At 42.3% G+C, this 17691-nt stretch carries 16 protein-coding genes; 3 read left to right on the top strand and 13 right to left on the bottom strand.

Annotated features, from left to right (window positions below):
• Positions 1 to 135 precede the first annotated feature (135 nt).
• From lpxA to rpsB, 13 genes are all read right to left on the bottom strand, one after another.
• Complete coding sequence (lpxA, locus tag BIZ38_RS17890; RefSeq protein ID WP_054553112.1) at positions 136 to 906, bottom strand: acyl-ACP--UDP-N-acetylglucosamine O-acyltransferase; 771 nt, start codon at positions 904 to 906, stop codon at positions 136 to 138.
• A 2-nt stretch (positions 907 to 908) separates the two neighbouring features.
• Positions 909 to 1361: a 3-hydroxyacyl-ACP dehydratase FabZ gene (fabZ, locus tag BIZ38_RS17885; protein WP_054553113.1), complete on the bottom strand. Its 453-nt coding sequence runs from the start codon at positions 1359 to 1361 to the stop codon at positions 909 to 911.
• Between the two features lie 10 nt (positions 1362 to 1371).
• Positions 1372 to 2412 (bottom strand): UDP-3-O-(3-hydroxymyristoyl)glucosamine N-acyltransferase, encoded by a 1041-nt coding sequence (gene lpxD, locus BIZ38_RS17880; protein ID WP_187490901.1) that lies wholly within the window; start codon positions 2410 to 2412, stop codon positions 1372 to 1374.
• Between the two features lie 9 nt (positions 2413 to 2421).
• Positions 2422 to 2940 carry an OmpH family outer membrane protein gene (locus BIZ38_RS17875; protein WP_187490900.1) on the bottom strand — a complete coding sequence of 173 codons (519 nt, stop codon included), beginning with the start codon at positions 2938 to 2940 and terminating at the stop codon, positions 2422 to 2424.
• A gap of 12 nt (positions 2941 to 2952) precedes the next feature.
• Entirely contained in the window at positions 2953 to 5424 is a 2472-nt protein-coding gene (gene bamA / locus BIZ38_RS17870) for an outer membrane protein assembly factor BamA (protein WP_166341552.1), read from the bottom strand.
• A 104-nt stretch (positions 5425 to 5528) separates the two neighbouring features.
• Positions 5529 to 6881, bottom strand: a complete 1353-nt coding sequence (gene rseP / locus BIZ38_RS17865) for a sigma E protease regulator RseP (protein WP_187490899.1) — start codon at positions 6879 to 6881, stop codon at positions 5529 to 5531.
• A gap of 1 nt (position 6882) precedes the next feature.
• Entirely contained in the window at positions 6883 to 8082 is a 1200-nt protein-coding gene (ispC, locus tag BIZ38_RS17860; RefSeq protein ID WP_187490898.1) for a 1-deoxy-D-xylulose-5-phosphate reductoisomerase, read from the bottom strand.
• A complete protein-coding gene (locus BIZ38_RS17855; RefSeq protein WP_054553119.1) occupies positions 8079 to 8945 on the bottom strand; it encodes a phosphatidate cytidylyltransferase in 867 nt (288 codons plus the stop codon). The genes ispC and BIZ38_RS17855 overlap by 4 nt, the downstream gene beginning before the upstream one ends.
• Before the next feature lie 22 nt (positions 8946 to 8967).
• The gene (locus BIZ38_RS17850; protein WP_187490897.1) at positions 8968 to 9747 is read right to left on the bottom strand and encodes an isoprenyl transferase; all 780 of its coding nucleotides are present in this window, start codon (positions 9745 to 9747) and stop codon (positions 8968 to 8970) included.
• Between the two features lie 104 nt (positions 9748 to 9851).
• A complete protein-coding gene (gene frr / locus BIZ38_RS17845; protein ID WP_054553121.1) occupies positions 9852 to 10409 on the bottom strand; it encodes a ribosome recycling factor in 558 nt (185 codons plus the stop codon).
• 14 nt (positions 10410 to 10423) lie between these two features.
• Positions 10424 to 11173: a UMP kinase gene (gene pyrH, locus BIZ38_RS17840; protein ID WP_138599317.1), complete on the bottom strand. Its 750-nt coding sequence runs from the start codon at positions 11171 to 11173 to the stop codon at positions 10424 to 10426.
• Between the two features lie 151 nt (positions 11174 to 11324).
• On the bottom strand, positions 11325 to 12176 hold the full coding sequence (gene tsf, locus BIZ38_RS17835) for a translation elongation factor Ts (RefSeq protein WP_138599316.1): 852 nt from the start codon (positions 12174 to 12176) through the stop codon (positions 11325 to 11327).
• A gap of 103 nt (positions 12177 to 12279) precedes the next feature.
• On the bottom strand, positions 12280 to 13008 hold the full coding sequence (rpsB, locus tag BIZ38_RS17830; RefSeq protein WP_054553123.1) for a 30S ribosomal protein S2: 729 nt from the start codon (positions 13006 to 13008) through the stop codon (positions 12280 to 12282).
• 247 nt (positions 13009 to 13255) lie between these two features.
• Between rpsB and map the strand changes: the two genes are divergently transcribed.
• From map to dapD, 3 genes are read left to right on the top strand one after another with little or no spacing between them, the layout of a single operon-like run.
• On the top strand, positions 13256 to 14065 hold the full coding sequence (map, locus tag BIZ38_RS17825) for a type I methionyl aminopeptidase (protein WP_228482666.1): 810 nt from the start codon (positions 13256 to 13258) through the stop codon (positions 14063 to 14065).
• Between the two features lie 12 nt (positions 14066 to 14077).
• Positions 14078 to 16696 (top strand): [protein-PII] uridylyltransferase, encoded by a 2619-nt coding sequence (gene glnD / locus BIZ38_RS17820; RefSeq protein ID WP_062566881.1) that lies wholly within the window; start codon positions 14078 to 14080, stop codon positions 16694 to 16696.
• 9 nt (positions 16697 to 16705) lie between these two features.
• Complete coding sequence (gene dapD / locus BIZ38_RS17815; protein WP_187490896.1) at positions 16706 to 17533, top strand: 2,3,4,5-tetrahydropyridine-2,6-dicarboxylate N-succinyltransferase; 828 nt, start codon at positions 16706 to 16708, stop codon at positions 17531 to 17533.
• Positions 17534 to 17691: the final 158 nt, after the last annotated feature.

Here is a 17691-nt window from a genome sequence, read left to right as displayed (position 1 = left end):
AAAATCAAGTAAGGAATTAACATGAGTATTTTTTCAGGCAAAGCCTAAATGATGATAACCACCTACTGAAGTAGGTGGTTTAGGGCCGAAAACAAAAAAGCCACCTTACGGTGGCTTTTAGTAATTAGCTTTTGATTAGCGAATAATTCCGCGCTCAGAGCTTTTCACGAAGTCTATCATCAACTGAACAGCTGGATACTTCGCAGCATCTTCACTTAGCTCAGCGATTGCTTCTTCAACACCTAAACTCTTACGGTAAAGCGTTTTATATGCACGGCGTGTTGCCATGATTTCATCGCTTTCAAAACCACGGCGTTTCATGCCTTCAGTATTGATTGCTACAGGGCCTGCCGGCGTGCCAATGGTCGTTACAAATGGTGGCACATCTTTATTAACACCTGAGTACATACCAACAAAGGCATGTGAACCAATTTTACAGAACTGGTGAACACCTGAATTACCAGCAAGGATCACCCAGTCACCTACGTGTACGTGGCCAGCAACAGAGGCATTATTAGCAAAAATAACGTTATCACCCACTACTGCATCATGCGCAACGTGTGTGTAAGCCATAAATAAGTTGTTGCTACCAATTTTTGTTACACCTTGGTCTTGAATCGTACCACGGTGAATGGTCGCACACTCACGGATCACGTTGTTGTCACCAATGATCAAGGTTGTAGGCTCATTCGCGTACTTTTTGTCTTGGCACGCTTCACCGACCGAAGCAAATTGGAAAATATGGTTACCAGAACCAATCGTCGATGGGCCTTTTACAACCACATGAGATTCGATGATACAGTTATCACCAATAGTAACATCGTTACCGATGTAGCTATAAGGGCCAACTGATACGTTATTTCCAAGTTTTGCACCTGGTTCGATTATCGCCGTAGGATGGATCACTATTAAAACTCTCTTCTCGCACACATGATTTCGGCAGTACACACTACTTTGCCGTCAACTTTTGCTTCTGCTGCAAACTTCCATATATTGCGGCGCTCTTTTAAAAACTCTACATGTAAATGCATAGTATCGCCAGGTAATACTGGCTGTTTAAATCGCGCATTATCAATCGCAGCGAATAAATATAGTTCGTTATCGCTACGATTTTCAACTGTCTTAAAGCCAAGTAAGCCAGTTGCTTGGGCCATTGCTTCTAAAATCAACACACCTGGAAAGATAGGTTGATTAGGAAAATGACCCGTAAAAATAGGTTCGTTCACTGTTACATTTTTAATCGCATGTAACGACTCGCCTGGCGTGTAATCTAGAACACGGTCAACAAGTAGCATCGGGTAACGATGCGGAAGTAAACTTAAAATATCTTGGATATCAAGACTATTTAATTCATTTGCCAAAATAGCATCCTTATTTGTCTTCAATATTGAGTGACTTAGTCAGTGACTCAAGAGCTTTAATGCGGTCTTTCATATCGCCAAGATTGCGGATGTGGGCAATACTTCGGCGCCATTCTTTATTAGTTTGATGAGGTAATCCTGATGAATAGATTCCAGGCTCTGTGATTGCTTTCGTCACCATACTCATGCCGGTGATTATAGCACCATCGCATACGCTAAGGTGACCATTAATTGCAACCATACCACCAATCTGACAATTCCTACCGATCTCGACGCTTCCGGCAAAAACCGTGCAACCGGCAACCGCTGTGCCTGAGCCGATCTCGACATTATGCGCTATTTGACATTGATTATCGATAATTACATTACTATGGATGATCGTATCGTCTAATGCACCACGGTCAATCGTAGTAGACGCGCCTACCTCAACCTTATCACCGATGATTACTCGGCCAAGTTGCGGTATTTTCACCCATTCCCCACGCTCATTAGCGTAACCAAAACCATCGCTGCCCACGACTGTATTCGCTTGGAATAAACAGTCGCTGCCAATCTCAACTTCATGGTAAATGCTTACATTTGCCCAAAGCTTAGTGCTTTGACCAATTTTTGCATGCTCACCAATAAAACAGCCTGAGCCAATCTGTACATTGTCAGCAATAACAGCACCCGCTTCAATCACCACATTGGCGGCGATCGCGACATTATTACCAATCGAAGCTGAATCATGAATGACTGCACTAGGGTGAATACCCGTCACTGCTGAGCGCGGTGTGGTGTCCATTAGCTGAGCAAGCTTGGCGTAACAAACATAAGGGTTAGCAACAATGAGCTTATTACCCGAAAAGTACTCAGCGTCTGCTGATGATAAAATCACCGCACTTGCTTGAGTATCATCTAATTGCGAGCGATATTTCTTGTTCGCTAAAAATGCAATATGCCCATGTTGGGCATTTGCAAGTGTAGATATTTTTTTAATCTCTGTAGCGCCGTTACCTTGAAGGTCAGCGCCCAGAAGATCCGCTATCTGCGAAAGCGTGTAGTTTTGCATATATGATTTCTATTGCTTACTTACTTTTTCAACAACTTTGCTTGATAAGTCATCGACAGTTTTAGGGTTTACATAAATCGTTGTTTCTTTAACTTTAACTTCATCGAATTTGCCAGCTTTCGCTACTTCTTCGATTGCATTTAAGATTAGCTTTTGAACTTTAGCTAGTTCTTGGTTTTGACGCATTTTGATTTCTTGCTCTAAAGGACGGCCTTTTTCAGCAAGTTGCTGCTGCATACCTTGAATCTTAGTGCGTAATTCTTCTTTTTGCTTGTCGCTCATCGTTGTCGCTTCACGCTTGAACTTTTCAGCTTCAAAACGAATATCACCTTGAAGTTTTTCTAGTTCTTGACGACGCTCAGAGAATTCAGCTTCTAAAGTTTGCTCTACTTTCGCCATTTGTGGGATTTGTTTGTAGATTTCTTGCATATCAACAATACCTACTTTGTGGGCAAATGCGTTAGTAGATAGGCCCATAGATAAAGTAGCAAGTAGTGCAAAAGCTGTTGATTTAATTGATTTATTCACGAAAAAACTCCTTTAGAATGTATTACTAATGTTAAAGCTGATGGTCTTCGTATCGTCATCTTCTTCTTTTTGCAATGGATACGCAAAACTGATCAGCATTGGACCCATAGGAGAGATCCATTGTAGAGAAAGACCGGTTGAAACCCTAAAGCGCATCGGATCTGCATAGTCATCCAATTTAGCACGCTCATCTGTTGACAGGTTTTGATAACGGTCAATATTAAACTCTGTATCCCATACGTTTGCTGCATCTACGAAGAAGCTGGTACGTACAGAGCTAGTGTTTTCTTCATCTAAGAAAGGTGTTGGAACAATAAGCTCCATCCCTGCGACCGCTTTGGCGTTACCACCAATTCGGCCTGCTGTGTAAAGCTGGTCAAACTCTGATGCACCACCAATGCTACCTGTTGTCGTACCATCAGGTAATGGTGTACCAGGAATGCTTTGCGGAACACGTGATACAGCACGTGGTAAAATCGTATTACGGTCAAAGCCACGTAGTTCCATTTCAGTAATTCTGAAGAACTCTTGGAATGGCAGTGTTTGGTCATAACCATTGGTTGTACCATAGCCATTACCATAACCAAGTGCCGCACGCGTTGAGAACACCCAGCGGTGGTCATTACTGATTGGCCAGTAGAAACGCGAATCATAATTTAGCTTAAAGTACTGTAAATCAGAGTTTGGCGTTGTCGCAGTTAAGTTAAGAGATTGACGCGAACCTGCTGTTGGAAATAAACCACGGTTTACAGTAACGCGTGACCAACCTGCACTTAGCTCGTACTTAGTAAAGTCAAAACCTGCATCTGGGTTATCTGGATCTAAGAAGGTTTCACGAATAACACGTGTTTGCTCGTACTCAGCAATATCTGACAGTTCTTCTTGTACCCAACGAACACCAAAGTTAATACGGTTTACTGCATCGATTGGGAAACCAATGTTAGTACCAATACCATAGCTCTTCGATTTATAGTCGATTAGGCTAAACTTACTCGCATCGTAGTTACTGTAGAAAATGCTACTACCTTGCGATACACCATCAGGCGTAAAGTAAGGGTCAGTATAAGACACACTAATACGCTCAGAACCACGTGAGGTATTGATGTTGAAACCAATTTGGTTACCGGTCCCTAAGAAGTTTGATTCACTGACACCAATGTTAAATTGCAGACCTAAGTAAGAACCATAGGCAAGGCCTGCGTTAAAGCTACCTGCAGATTGTTCTTTCACAGTAAAATCTACATCAACTTGGTCATCTACACCTGGTACTGGCACCACATTAAAATCAACGCTTTCCATGTAGGGTAAACGCTGAATTTGCAGTTTAGAGCGCTCAAGGCTTTGATTGGACAACCACGCACCTTCAAGCTGTGTCATTTCACGGCGCACTACTTCATCAGAGGTATTTTGGTTACCACCCACAATGATACGACGAACATAAACACGCTTACCCGGATTAACCGATAGCGTTAATTGAACTTCTTTATTTTCATCATCAATTTCTGGGATGGTACGCACTTCAGCATTAGCATAACCAAAACGCGCTAAGTAGCTTTTGATAAACTCTTCTGAAGAGGTCACAACGGAGCCATTATAAAGCTCACCTGTTTTCAGCGGGATAACACTTCTGATGAGTTCTTCACGGCCTAACAAGTCACCAATAAAGTCAAAGCCTTTCACTTTGTATTTAACGCCTTCGGTGATATTTGCTGTTACATAAACAGAGTCACGCTCAGGGCTTACAGATACTTGTGTTGAATCGATATTAAAGCGCAAGTAGCCACGGTCTAGGTAGTAACTGCGAATTTTCTCTAAATCGCCTTCAATGGTTTGCTTTTGATAACGGTCGCTCGACATGAACTTCCACCACGGCAAATCTTGCTGTGACTCAGCTAATTTAAGTAGCTCTTCATCAGAGAAAAGTTCGTTACCAACGAGGTTGATTTGACGAATTGATGCAGCATCACCTTCATCAAATTCAAATAATAGTTTTACACGGTTTCGAGGTAACTTTGTGATACTAACTTCCACCTTTGCATTGTACTTACCAATACTGTGGAAGAATTCAACTAGACCTTTTTCAATGTTATCAAGAACTGTTTTATCAAGCGGCTCACCAGTACGGATATCCTGCTGGTCTAGCGACTCATTTAGCTGCTCATCTTTGATATCTTTATTGCCATCAAATTCGATCATACTGATCGTTGGGCGCTCAGTCACTCGGAAGATAACACTGTTGCCATCACGTAATGCTTTAATATTGTCAAAGTGACCAGAACGATAGAGAGCCTTTATGGTTCTTGAAATTGTGTACTCATCAATATTATCGCCCACATTGATCGGAATATGCGTTAACGCAGCACCAAGTGCAACACGCTGTAAACCTTCAACTTTTAAATCTTCTACAATAAAGGAGTTTTGGCCTAGGGCTGCAAAGCTAGCGCCTAATAAACTTGAAACTGCCAAATGTTTTTTTATAGCCATTTTGTTATCTTTATCCTTTACAACTGTATTACCGCTCAACACCTTATTAAATAAACTTTTGGTGTTTTACAATCGTGTTCAAATTGGAATTTTTCGCTTACTTGTTATAAACGCGATACATCATTGAACAAAGCGAAACATGTTAAAAACAGAAGCAGCAAGGCCCCCACTTTAAAACCAAATTCTTGCGTCTTTTCAGAGACCGGCTTTTTGCGAAAAAGTTCAATTATGTAATACATTAAGTGCCCACCATCTAGCACTGGCAGCGGTAATAAGTTAAATACGCCAAGGTTTACACTAATTAATGCTAAAAAGCTTAAAAATGCAACCAAGCCATAGCTTACGCTAGTTCCCGCGCCAACTGCAATGCCCACCGGGCCACTTAAATTTTTAACCGACACCTGACCGGTAATTAAATTACCAATCATGTCAAAACTAAGGGTAATTAAACGCCATGTTTCTTGTATGCCCAGCACAATACTATCGACGGGGCCATAATGTCTAGTTTCAATATAGTTTTCTGGCCATGGCTCGACCACCGGAGACACGCCTAAAAATCCTTGAGCAACGCCTGCATCATTGGTTCTGCTTTGTGGCGTTACCGTCAGTTCTTTTATACTATCTTGCCTTTGTACACTAAATTGTAAGGATTTGTTAGGTGATTGCTGAATTAATGAAACTAACTTGCTCCAACTGCTGATATTTTCACCATTTACAGCAAGTATTTTGTCGTTAACCTCTAAACCTGCAGCTTCTGCCGCCGAGCCTTTACTGATCATGGCCACTTCTAAAAGTGCTTTAGGGCGAAACGGTACAATACCTATCGAGGTTAATGGTGGTACGTCTTGTTGGTCTAGTTTCCAACCATCTAAATTAAGAGTACGCACATGTTTTTGATAATTTTGATCACGAAGCGTTACCACAACACTTTGCTCACCTAAGCGACTCATAAGCGAGAATGTGGCATCTTGCCAAGTGTTAATGTCGTCTTCACCAATTTTAATAATTTGCTGGTTTGGCTCAATATTAGCAGCAGCGGCACGGCTGCCTTGAGTCACCTCACCCACCACAGGTTTTAATGACTGCACACCCACCATATACATCACAGCAAGTGCAAAAATAGCGAATAAAAAGTTTGCCATCGGGCCTGCAGCCACAATCGCAATACGTGCTTTTACTGATTTAGCATTAAATGATAAATGACGCTGCTCTGGCGGCACTTCGTCAACACGCTCATCAAGCATTTTGACATAACCACCTAGTGGGATTGCAGCAATCACATATTCGGTTTGCTGTTTGTCGTACCACTTGATCAACGGCTTACCAAAGCCAATTGAAAAACGTAGCACTTTCACGCCCGCTTTTCGCGCAACCCAGAAATGACCATATTCATGCACAGTCACTAAAATACCTAAGGCGAGAATAAATGAGCCAAGATTCCAGAAAAAATCAAACATGCTAGTTGATGCCTCTTTTTACAAACTCAGTCGCTTTTACACGTGCAGCTTGGTCGCAAGCTAAAATCTCATCGAGAGTTTGCACGTTGATGTTTTGTGTTGCGTTGAGCGTTTCAGCGTTAATTCGATAAATATCTGTAAAGCCGATTTGACCATTTAAAAAGGCAGCAACGGCAATTTCATTCGCCGCATTTACTGTGGTGGTTGCACCTTGCCCCATTTCACACGCATCAATGGCAAGTTTTAAATTAGGGTAACGAGCATAATCTGGTTTAGTGAAAGTAAAATCTGCCATTTGTGAAAAATCGAGCGGTTTTACACCCGCATCGACACGCTCAGGAAAAGCTAAAGCATGAGCAATTGGTGTGCGCATATCTGGATTGCCCATTTGCGCAAGCACTGAGCCATCTTGATATTGCACCATAGAGTGAATAATACTTTGTGGGTGGATCACCACTTCAATATCACTGGCACAGCAGTTAAACAGCCACTTGGCTTCTATAAACTCTAGGCCTTTATTCATCATAGTGGCTGAATCAACAGAAATCTTTTGTCCCATTGACCAGTTTGGATGTGCCACTGCCTCAGCAACAGTCACTGATGATAATGTCGCTAAATCACGCTTTAAGAAAGGACCGCCAGAACCTGTAAGCAAGATTTTGCTTACACCATTATCAGCAAGTAGGCCTGATGCATTCTGTAGCGATGCTGGCATACATTGGAAAATCGCATTATGTTCGCTGTCGATAGGCAGTAAAGTGGCGCCATGTTGTTTTACTTTATCAATAAACAACTGACCTGACATAACGAGCGACTCTTTATTAGCGAGCAAGACCTTTTTGCCAGCTTCAACTGCACTTAAAGTCGGTAACAGACCTGCTGCACCTACTATCGCCGACATCACTGCATCAACATCAACGTGAGCAGCAAGTTCACTCATCGCTTCAATACCCGCTAGCACTTCAGTTTTACACATGCTGTTCGCGAGTAAGTGTTGAAGGGCTTTGGCAGCGTGTTGGTCAGCCATAACAGCAAATTTAGGCTGATGTGCGATACACAGTTCAGCCATTTTTCCAGCATTTTTACCCGCTGCTAATGCAAAAATCGCAAAGCGCTCTGGGTTTCTAGAAACAACATCTAAGGTGCTTAAACCGATTGAACCAGTTGCGCCCAGTACGACAAGTTGCTCTACTTTGCTCATAAACTCAGTGTCCACGCGTAACAAAGTACAAAGATTGGCGCAGCTGCTGTTAAGCTATCGATACGGTCTAAAATACCACCGTGACCTGGTAAACACGAACCGCTGTCTTTCAAACCAACCTCACGTTTAAACATACTTTCGAGTAAATCGCCCACCGCTGAAAATAACGCAATAAATGCAGTCATCACAGCATAGATTGGCCAAACACTCATATCAACATTAGTGAAGTGGCAAAATGCTAAAACAAAAACAACCGAAGCCACTACACCACCTAATAAACCTTCAATCGTTTTATTAGGACTTACCTTTGGCATTAGTTTACGTTTACCTAAATTTTTACCGGTAAAATAAGCACCAATATCTGCGCTCCACACAATACCAAGTACAACTAAAATTAACATTGAACCAAAGTGAGTAGATTCGCCATACCCTGCGCTACGTAGTGTATTTAGTGCAAGCCAAAGTGGCACTAAGGTTAAAAAGCCTGCAATGGCACGCATTACAATGCCTTCATTCCAAGCCTTTGCCATTGCTGGGTAGCGCCAAACTAAGTAAGTTGCCACAATCCACCATGCAAATGACAAGGTAAATAGATAGTTTGCATCACCCACTAATTGACCATTTTGCCAAAGTGATTCAATGGGCCAATGCCAGTTGAGTAATGCCAAAAATGCAGCCGTTGCTGCTACAAATCCAAAGCGTTTAACTTTATCGCATAGGCCCATAAATGCAGACCATTCCCACGCACCGAGCAAAACAATACCAGCGGCGATATAACTAAATAGTGTTAATGGGGTATAAAAAACCAAAATAAGTGCAAGTGGTGCCAACACGAGCGAGGTTAAAATTCGTTGTTTTAGCAATGTGTGTACCTTCAACTAGTAATTAGGTCTCGGCGAGTAATTGTTTTATTTGTTCGCCTGTACAACCAAATCGTCGCTCTCTGGCAACGTAACATGCGATAGCGTCAGCAAATGCAGCTTCATTGAAGTCTGGCCAAAGCGTATCGGTAAAGTAAAGCTCAGCATAAGCCGCTTGCCATAAAAGGAAGTTACTGATGCGTAAATCTCCACCGGTGCGGATCATTAAATCAAGCTCACCTTGGTCGGCCATACGCATTTGTTCAGCCATTAGCTCTTCAGTAATATCTTCTGCGGCCATTTCACCGGCTGCGACTTTTTTCGCAAGCGTTGTTGCGGCGTTAGTAATATCCCAACGTCCACCATAATTAGCTGCCACGTTTAACTGTAGACCCGTATTATTACGAGTTAATTCATGGGCTGCATCAACTTTATTGCGCAAACCTTCTGAAAAGCGTGATAAATCACCAATTATGTTTAGCTTTACATTATTTTTATGAAGTTTTTTAACTTCTTTGCCCAGTACAAATAAAAATAGCTCCATGAGCGTATTTACTTCGTCTTCTGGACGTCGCCAATTTTCGCTACTAAATGCGAATAGTGTTAACGACTGTATACCTAAGCGAGTACAAAATTGCACTGATTGACGAACCGCATCAACGCCCTTTTTGTGCCCATAAACACGTGGGCGATTTTTCGCTTGTGCCCAACGTCCGTTGCCATCCATGATTATAGCGACATGCTTAGGCAAACTTTGCTGGGAAATTTTATCAGCGTTAAGAACCATAAATATCGAGTATTCCATAAAAAAACGCCGTCTAGTATACCCTAGACGGCGTTTCAAAACTAATAAATTTAGTTACGCCTGTTTACTTACAGAATCAGTGTCTGAAAGATAAACAGCAGCGATTAGATTTCCATTAACTCAGCTTCTTTTGCAGCTAGTTGTGCGTCCATCTCTTTGATGAACTTATCAGTAAGCTTTTGGATCTCGTCTTCTGCTTGACGTGCTTCATCTTCAGAAATATCTTTTTCTTTCAATAAGCTCTTAATATCGCCATTTGCATCACGACGGATGTTACGTACAGCAACACGACCGCTTTCAACTTCGCCACGTACGATTTTGATAAGGTCTTTACGACGCTCTTCTGTAAGTGGAGGAAGTGGAACACGAATAACAGTACCTGCAGACATTGGGTTTAAACCTAAATCTGAAGCCATGATCGCTTTTTCTACTGCTTGCGCTAATGACTTATCGAACACGCTAATTGCAAGTGTACGAGAGTCTTCAATTGTTACGTTAGCAACTTGGTTTAATGGCGTGTCAGCACCGTAGTAAGACACTTGAATACCGTCAAGTAATGCTGGGTGCGCACGGCCTGTGCGAATTTTAGATAATTGACTGCCTAGTGCCGCAACACTTTTTTGCATACGTTCTGACGCATCTTTTTTGATATCGTTAATCACGGTTCAATCCTAATCTATTTGCTAGTTTCGTCTGAGGCTTGTGAAGAGATAAGCGTTCCTTCATCTTCGCCCATAATAACACGCTTAAGCGCGCCTGATTTATTCATGTTAAATACGCTTAATGGCATGTTGTGGTCACGCGCCAGCGTAAATGCAGCTAAATCCATAACCTTAAGCTCTTTTTCAATGATTTCATTGTAGCTTAAGTGGCGATATAGTGTAGCGTCTGGGTTTTTCACTGGATCATCAGAGTAAACACCATCCACTTTAGTCGCTTTGATTACAGTATCTGCTTCAATTTCAATACCACGTAAACACGCTGCTGAGTCAGTCGTGAAGAATGGGTTACCTGTACCCGCTGAGAAAATTACAACGCGGCCAGATTTTAATAGGCTGATAGCTTCTGCCCAGTTGTAAGCATCACACACACCGTTCAGTGGGATAGCAGACATTAAACGACAATTTACAAATGCACGGTGCAGTGCATCGCGCATTGCCAAACCATTCATTACAGTGGCAAGCATACCCATGTGGTCGCCAACTACGCGGTTCATACCCGCTTCTGCCAATGAACCACCACGCAAGAAGTTACCGCCACCGATAACTAAACCTACTTCTACGTCGAGCTCTACAAGTTCTTTAATTTCTTGAGCCATACGGTCAAGTACTTTTGGGTCGATGCCGAAGCCTTCGTCTCCCATTAATGCTTCACCGCTAAGTTTAAGAAGAACACGTCTAAAAATAGGTTTACGATTGATAGTCATAATATTTGGGCCAGCCTTAGTAATGAGATAAAAAATAACCGCGCTATGGTTACACATAAAACGCGGTTATTTTAAAGAATTTTCATCAGTGACGCAAAAGCTAATAGCAGATTAATTTCATCTTATTGCCCTACGTCACTAAGTTAGAAAATTACTCGCCTTTTGCAGCAGCGATTTGAGCAGCTACTTCAGCAGCGAAGTCTTCTTCTTTACGCTCGATACCTTCACCAACTTCTAAACGGATGAAGTTAGTAACAGTTGCGCCTTTCTCTTTAAGAATTTCGCCAACTGATTTTTTAGGTTCCATGATGAAAGCTTGACCAGTAAGAGAGATCTCACCAGTGAATTTCTTCATACGACCGATAACCATTTTCTCAGCGATTTCAGCAGGCTTGCCTTCGTTCATCGCGATATCGATTTGAACTGCTTTTTCTTTTTCAACAACGTCAGCTGGTACATCTTCTGGGTTTACGAACTCAGGCTTAGACGCAGCTACGTGCATAGCAACTTGCTTAAGTGTTTCTTCGTCAGCTTCACCAACTACAACAACACCGATACGGTCGCCGTGGCGGTAAGAAGAAAGCTTGTCACCGTCGATGTACTCAACGCGACGAACGTTGATGTTTTCACCGATTTTAGCAACTAGAGCAACACGAGTTTCTTCGAATTGTGCTTTAAGTGCTTCGATGTCTGCTTTAGATTCTGCAGCAGCGTCAAGAACTTGGTTAGCGAAACCAAGGAAATTAGCGTCTTTAGCAACGAAGTCAGTTTGACAGTTAACTTCAAGAAGTGCAGCGAAACCGTTACCTTCTTTGATTAAGATTGTACCTTCAGCAGCGATGTTACCTGCTTTTTTAGCAGCCTTTGCAGCACCGCTCTTACGCATGTTTTCGATCGCTAACTCGATGTCACCGTTAGTTTCAGTTAACGCTTTTTTACAATCCATCATGCCAGCGCCAGTACGCTCGCGTAATTCTTTAACTAGGGCAGCAGTTACAGCCATTAGAATATCCTCAATTGAATTCTGTTATAGGGAAGCGGTATAGGCCGCTTAACAAGAATAACAAGTCTTCATCTTAATTAGATGAAGACTTGATGACAGCTAATTACTCAGCTTCTACGAAGTCGTCTTTCTCAGCTTGAGCAACGATGTTGTTCTCACGACCTTCAGTGATCGCAGCTGATACAGCGCCAGTGTAAAGTTGGATAGCACGGATCGCATCGTCGTTACCAGGTACGATGTAATCAACACCGTCTGGGTTAGAGTTAGTATCAACGATAGCAACAACTGGGATACCTAGGTTGTTAGCTTCACGGATAGCGATGTGCTCGTGGTCTGCATCGATAACGAAAAGCGCGTCAGGAAGACCGCCCATGTCTTTGATACCACCAAGGCTCTTTTCAAGCTTTTCCATTTCACGAGTAAGCATTAACGCTTCTTTCTTAGTTAATTTCTCGAAAGTACCGTCTTGGCTTTGCGCTTCAAGGTCTTTAAGACGCTTGATTGATTGACGAACTGTTTTCCAGTTAGTCAACATACCACCTAACCAACGGTGGTTTACGTAGAACTGCTCGCTTTGAAGAGCGGCTTCTTTAACTGCTTCGCTTGCTGCGCGCTTAGTACCAACGAAAAGTACTTTACCTTTGTTAGAAGCTGCGTTCGATAAGAACTTAAGTGCTTCGTTGAACATTGGTACAGTTTGCTCTAGGTTGATGATATGAACACGGTTACGAGCGCCGAAGATGAAAGGCTTCATCTTAGGGTTCCAGTAACGTGCCTGGTGACCAAAGTGAACACCAGCTTGAAGCATATCGCGCATTGAAACGTTTGCCATTTGTATAATCCTCTATAATTTAGGGTTAGGCCTCCACATATCCCATAGCACCAACACCGTAGTTAATTTGTAACTTAAGTGCACCCAAGTGTATGTGACGATACGTGTGTGTGTTAAAATAAAATTGTGTTTGCCTTAAATACAAAAAATCAGTTAAGAATTTATTTGTAAAAAGACGGCGCGCTTTATACCATATTAAAATTGAAAACTCAACGTCTAGTGCAAAATTTGTGCACTAAAAAATGACCTGAAAAACAACTTTGGAGCCTCAATGAGTGCTGTGATCAAGACCCCTGAAGAAATCGAAAAAATGCGTGTTGCCGGGCGCTTAGCCGCCGAGGTACTAGAAATGATAGAACCGCATGTGGTGCCAGGTGTAACCACAGATGAACTAAACACAATTTGTCATGATTATATTGTTAATGTTCAAGATGCTATTCCAGCACCGCTTAATTATCACGGTTTCCCAAAATCAATTTGCACCTCAGTGAACCATGTAATTTGTCACGGTATTCCAAATGACAAACCACTTAAAGAAGGCGATAGCGTCAATATCGACGTGACTGTGATCAAAGATGGCTATCACGGTGATACATCGAAGATGTTCCACGTTGGTACGCCTAACATTCAAGGCAAGCGTCTTGCAGATATCACCCAAGAAAGCCTTTACCTTGCAATTAAAATGGTAAAACCAGGCGTACGCTTAGGTGATATTGGTGCTGCAATTCAAAAATACGCAGAGGGCTTTAGCTATTCAATCGTACGTGAATACTGTGGCCACGGTATTGGTGCTGAGTTCCACGAAGAACCTCAAGTAATGCACTATGGTAAAGCAGGTACTGGTGAAGTATTAAAAGCAGGTATGTGCTTAACAATCGAACCTATGGTTAATGCTGGTAAACGCCAATGTAAGCTACTTAAAGACAACTGGACAGTTGTAACAAAAGACCGTTCATTGTCTGCACAGTGGGAACATACACTGTTAGTGACTGAAAATGGTGTTGAAATTTTAACGCTCCGATCAGATGATACTATTGACAGGATCATCGAACACTAGGAGCCAGCCCCAGTGGCATTACCCAATAAAGTAAAAAAGTTGCTCAGCCAAGCTGAGCAACTTAGCGATTATCGCGACTGTTCTAGTTATTTTTATAAATGGCTACAGAACGAATTCTCAAAACAACCCGTTAGCAACTTAATTAATGCCCGCGCTGAGTTTATCGACCGCTTATTAATTAAACTGTTTCACGATTACGACCTCGCTCACGAAAGTGATCTTGCCCTAATTGCTGTGGGTGGTTATGGTCGTGGCGAACTACACCCCTATTCCGATATCGACTTTATGTTGCTAGTAAGCGAGCAGCCAAGTGAAGCCGTCTGCGAGAAAATTGGCCAGTTCGTTACCATGCTTTGGGATCTTAATTTAGAAATTGGTCACAGCGTTCGCACTATAGAACAAGCATTAGAACAAAAACGCGAAGATGTGACATTTGCCACCAGCTTACTCGAAAGCCGATTAATTTTCGGTAACCATATCGAATTCGAAAAATTAAAAAATCATCTAATAGATACGCCTATTTGGCGCTCAGACGAATTCTTTTTAGCCAAAGTACAAGAACAAAGCTTACGCCATAAAAAATGCCATGGTACAGCTTATAACCTTGAACCTAACATCAAAGAAAACCCAGGTGGCCTGCGCGACTTACAGACCATTATTTGGGTTGCTAAAAAGCACTTTAGAGCCGAAACATTACAAGAACTTATAAATCACGGCTATCTTACTCACGAAGAATACCAAGAACTGTCTGAATGTTTAGAAAACCTTTGGAACATTCGTTTTGCGCTACACATCGCTGCGGGTCGCTCTGAAAACCGCTTATTGTTCGATCATCAACCTCATGCCGCAGAAATTCTAGGCTTTGGTAGTGACGGTAAAGCCTCGGTCGAGCGCATGATGAAACGCTTATTTAGGATTATGAGCCGCGTACGTGAGCTTAACCAAATGCTGCTTTCATACTTTGAGCAAAGCATTTTACCGGGTGCTGGTGAGTTACCTGTGATTGAGCTTGACCGTAACTTTGAGCGTATTGGTCATCAAATTCGTGTTAAGAATCCATCGGTGTTCTTCCGCCGTGATCAGCTATTTGTATTGTTCGAGCATATTGCTGATAACCCAGAAATCACCCATATTTACCCAAGTACCATACGTACAATGCGCCAAGTTCGCCGTCGTTTATTGGGTGATTTACAAGATTACGCCGCCTGTCGCGAAGCATTTTTGCGTTTAATCAAACACCCTAACGGTATGGGGCGCGCATTTACGCTGATGCACAAGCACGGTATTATCGCTGCCTACTTACCTCAGTGGCGTAATATCTTTGGGCAAATGCAGTTCGATTTATTCCATGCCTACACCGTGGATGAACATACCCATAAACTCATCAACAATATTTATAAGTACTTTGATAAATCAAAAGTCAGCGAATTTCCGTTATGTAGTGAAATTGTCACTCGCATGGACAAGCCTGAGTTACTTTATTTAGCCGGTATTTTCCATGATATTGCTAAAGGCCGTGGTGGCGATCACTCTGAGCTTGGCTCAGTTGATGCAATCGCGTTTGCTAAGCTACACCGCTTCCCAGCCTCAGATGGCAAGCTTATTTCGTGGTTAGTGGCTAATCACTTACTTATGTCGGTTACAGCGCAGCGCAAAGATATTAATGACCCAGATGTGATTAAAGACTTTGCAAGTAAAGTGAAAAATGAGCGTCAGCTTGATTACTTGTACTGCTTAACGTTAGCCGATATTCGCGCAACTAACGATAACCTGTGGAACGATTGGAAAAATACCCTACTACGTGAGCTGTATTTACACACCCAGCGAGCGCTTCGTTTAGGGCTTGAAAACCCAATGGACCAACGTGACCAAATACGTGATAAAAAACAGCAAGCCAAACAGCGCTTACTGAACCACGGTTGTAACGAAGATCAAATCGACTTAATTTGGAGTCGCTTTAAAGCCAATTATTTTACTGCTTTTAGCGAGCAACAGATTTCGTGGCACACAGAGCACCTACTAAGCTGTGACGATTTAAGCCAGCCTAGCGTTGCCGTGTCTAACACCGCAATGCATGGTGGTACACAAGTATTTGCTTATAGCCCTTACTCGGGCAGTTTATTCTCACGTTTAGTTAGTGTGATTGGTTCGAAAAAAGCGCAAATTCAACATGCGCAGGTACTGACCACAAAAGATGGCTACGTGCTATTTAGCTTTGTTATTTTAGAGGTCAATGGTGACCCGATTGCGAGTAACCGTTCGCAAGGCATTAAACGTGCTTTAGATCTTGCAATTAGCGACCCGAAAAAGAAAATTCGCCTTAAAAAGAATCGCTCTCAGCGCTTTAAAGACTTTAATATCAAGCCAAAAATTGTGCTTAGACCGCATGCCCGTAAAGACCGCAGTTTAATTGAAATTCAGGCGGTGGATATTCCGGGTCTATTAACAAAAATTGCGGAAGTATTTCAAGCGCACTTATTACATATTCATGCCGCGCGGATCACCACTGTTGGTGAGCGTGCAGAAGATTTCTTCGTGGTATCAAATAACGAATACCAAGCATTAACAGACGAAGAACAGGCTAAAATTCATCAAGCATTGCGTAAAAAACTCAACGCAGAAACCGAATAAGAGGATCTTATGTTAGATTTAAAAACCATGATCGAAAACGCCTGGGACAACCGCGATAGCATCAGCCCAAGCACAGTATCAAGTGAAATTAAACAAGCAATTATCGACGCGCTTGAATTACTTGATAGCGGTGCTGCGCGTGTTGCTGAAAAAATCAGTGGTGAGTGGGTTGTACATCAATGGTTGAAAAAAGCGGTGCTACTGTCTTTCCGTATTCGTGATAACCAACCAATGAGCGATGGTGTTAATCAGTTTTACGACAAAGTACCCCTTAAATTTAGCGACTATACACCAGAGCAATTCCAACAAGGCGGCATGCGTGTTGTGCCTAATGCTGTGGCACGTAAAGGCAGCTTCGTAGGTAAAAACGTGGTGCTTATGCCATCTTATGTCAACATTGGCGCCTACGTTGATGAAGGTACCATGGTTGATACATGGGCAACGGTTGGCTCATGTGCACAAATTGGTAAAAACGTTCACTTATCTGGCGGTGTAGGCATTGGTGGTGTACTTGAGCCACTACAAGCTAACCCAACTATTATTGAAGACAACTGCTTCATTGGCGCACGTTCTGAAATTGTTGAAGGCGTTGTAGTTGAAGAAGGCGCCGTTATCTCGATGGGCGTTTATATCAGCCAAAGCACACGCATCTATGACCGTGAAACTGGCGAAATCCATTACGGCCGAGTACCAGCTGGTGCAGTTGTCGTTCCAGGTTCTTTACCGTCAAAAGATGGTTCGCACAGCCTATATGCTGCCATCATCGTGAAAAAAGTGGATCAGCAAACTCGCGAAAAAGTAGGTATTAACGCCCTACTTCGCTCGATTGATGAATAATAAAGCGGAGCTTTAAGCCGTCAGCTTTAAATTTTAGATATAAGAAGCGCGATGCTAACTAGTTTCGCGCTTTTTTGTACTTAGAGCTTAAAACTTAGGACTTAAGGCTTTTAACTTAAAGCGCCTCAGCTAAATTGTTACATCTTATTTCAAATACA

The sequence above is a fragment of the Pseudoalteromonas sp. BZK2 genome (assembly GCF_014349195.1).
In the GTDB taxonomy this organism is placed as follows: domain Bacteria; phylum Pseudomonadota; class Gammaproteobacteria; order Enterobacterales; family Alteromonadaceae; genus Pseudoalteromonas; species Pseudoalteromonas simplex.
The sequence above is the reverse complement of the archived record's forward strand: the minus strand, read 5'-3'. Positions and strand labels throughout refer to the sequence as shown.

What these genes read in the sequence shown, in the direction of transcription:
- lpxD (WP_187490901.1), bottom strand. Translation starts at nt 2,412, where the DNA reads ATGCAAAACTACACGCTTTCGCAGATAGCGGATCTTCTGGGCGCTGAC.
- bamA (WP_166341552.1), bottom strand. Translation starts at nt 5,424, where the DNA reads ATGGCTATAAAAAAACATTTGGCAGTTTCAAGTTTATTAGGCGCTAGC.
- rseP (WP_187490899.1), bottom strand. Translation starts at nt 6,881, where the DNA reads ATGTTTGATTTTTTCTGGAATCTTGGCTCATTTATTCTCGCCTTAGGT.
- ispC (WP_187490898.1), bottom strand. Translation starts at nt 8,082, where the DNA reads ATGAGCAAAGTAGAGCAACTTGTCGTACTGGGCGCAACTGGTTCAATC.
- BIZ38_RS17850 (WP_187490897.1), bottom strand. Translation starts at nt 9,747, where the DNA reads ATGGAATACTCGATATTTATGGTTCTTAACGCTGATAAAATTTCCCAG.
- pyrH (WP_138599317.1), bottom strand. Translation starts at nt 11,173, where the DNA reads ATGACTATCAATCGTAAACCTATTTTTAGACGTGTTCTTCTTAAACTT.
- tsf (WP_138599316.1), bottom strand. Translation starts at nt 12,176, where the DNA reads ATGGCTGTAACTGCTGCCCTAGTTAAAGAATTACGCGAGCGTACTGGC.
- rpsB (WP_054553123.1), bottom strand. Translation starts at nt 13,008, where the DNA reads ATGGCAAACGTTTCAATGCGCGATATGCTTCAAGCTGGTGTTCACTTT.
- dapD (WP_187490896.1), top strand. Translation starts at nt 16,706, where the DNA reads ATGTTAGATTTAAAAACCATGATCGAAAACGCCTGGGACAACCGCGAT.